Annotated in this window: 2 protein-coding genes; one reads left to right on the top strand and one right to left on the bottom strand. The window is 47.1% G+C overall.

What is annotated here, in order from left to right:
• Positions 1–4: 4 nt before the first annotated feature.
• Positions 5–400: a helix-turn-helix domain-containing protein gene (locus tag F6K46_RS39910; protein ID WP_293069086.1), complete on the bottom strand. Its 396-nt coding sequence runs from the start codon at positions 398–400 to the stop codon at positions 5–7.
• A 348-nt stretch (positions 401–748) separates the two neighbouring features.
• Here F6K46_RS39910 and F6K46_RS39915 point away from each other — a divergent pair, with 348 nt between their 5' ends.
• The gene (locus F6K46_RS39915; protein WP_293069089.1) at positions 749–1,072 is read left to right on the top strand and encodes a hypothetical protein; all 324 of its coding nucleotides are present in this window, start codon (positions 749–751) and stop codon (positions 1,070–1,072) included.
• Positions 1,073–1,142: the final 70 nt, after the last annotated feature.

Consider the following 1,142-nt stretch of genomic DNA (forward strand, 5'->3'; position numbering starts at 1 on the left):
AGTTTCAGATCAACAAATGGCAGCACTCAACTTGACCCATCGTCCCATTTGTCCCCAGTGGAATTACATGATTCATCCTCGGTCTCAATCTGCTCAAAAACCATGAACTTATTTCTTGACAAACCCTAATCACTGGATTGCGTTCCCCGGTGTTGTGATTTTGGCGAATGACTTTCTGATTAACGTGGATCACAGCGTTCGTGTAATTTGTACGCTTTGACCAATTCCGCTTTGGTCCACGAGTGCCAGGCGTTACCACTGGCATGCCATCAAACAGAGGAATCACCCAAGTTCTACCCACCTTATACGCTCCTTTGACTCTGCCCTTGCCCAGAAGGTAACGGACGCGAGTGGCAGAAACACCTAGTAATTCAGCGGCTTGTGCGGTAGAAATCATCATGGCGGCAAAACCATTGCTTTAAAGATACTATTAGTATAACCAGATTTTAAAGAAAATGCAAGGGGTTAGAAAAACTATTGCATTATCGTCACGGAATAGTGGTAGTGGGTGGAGTAGGTTAAGTGAGCTAAATAGGTGCTGTGGGCGCTGTGAAACTATTGCATTGTTGCCATCTTAAGGAGTATCGGGGGTCGGATGGGTGGAGTAGCAACAATAGGGGTAGTAAATTAAATAGGGTTAATGGGTTTAGTGGGTTCTGTAAAACTATTGCATTGTCGCCACGAAGTAGTAGCAGTGGGTGTAGTGGGTTAAGCGAGTTTAATAGGTGGTGTAGGTGCTGTAAAACTATTGCAGCGATGCAGCGCGGTCTTGGGAAGGCAGCGCGGTCTTGGGGGTTCCCCCCACTCGCTATTGCCGTGGTTTCCCCCACTCGCTATTGCATCAAGACATTGTCGCCATCTTAAGGAGTATCGGGCGCGGGGAGATGGGGTAAATGGGGAGACGAAATTGATGTGTAGCCATAATTTACAGAATTGGTATAACTACAAATCAGATTTGAAACTACCCCCTACTTCAGTCATTAATCGTAGGGTGGGCAGTGCCTACCAAAGCCCTTTGTCGGGTAAGGTAGGAGATGTTACCATCTCCTCCTCCCCTAAGAACCGGACTTGAGACTTTCGCACTCATCCGGCTCAAGCCTATTCAGTCCACCCGGGAATGTAGATGCTTGTGCTTGGCTTTA

The organism is Moorena sp. SIO3E8 (genome assembly GCF_010692445.1).
Lineage (GTDB): Bacteria > Cyanobacteriota > Cyanobacteriia > Cyanobacteriales > Coleofasciculaceae > Moorena > Moorena bouillonii.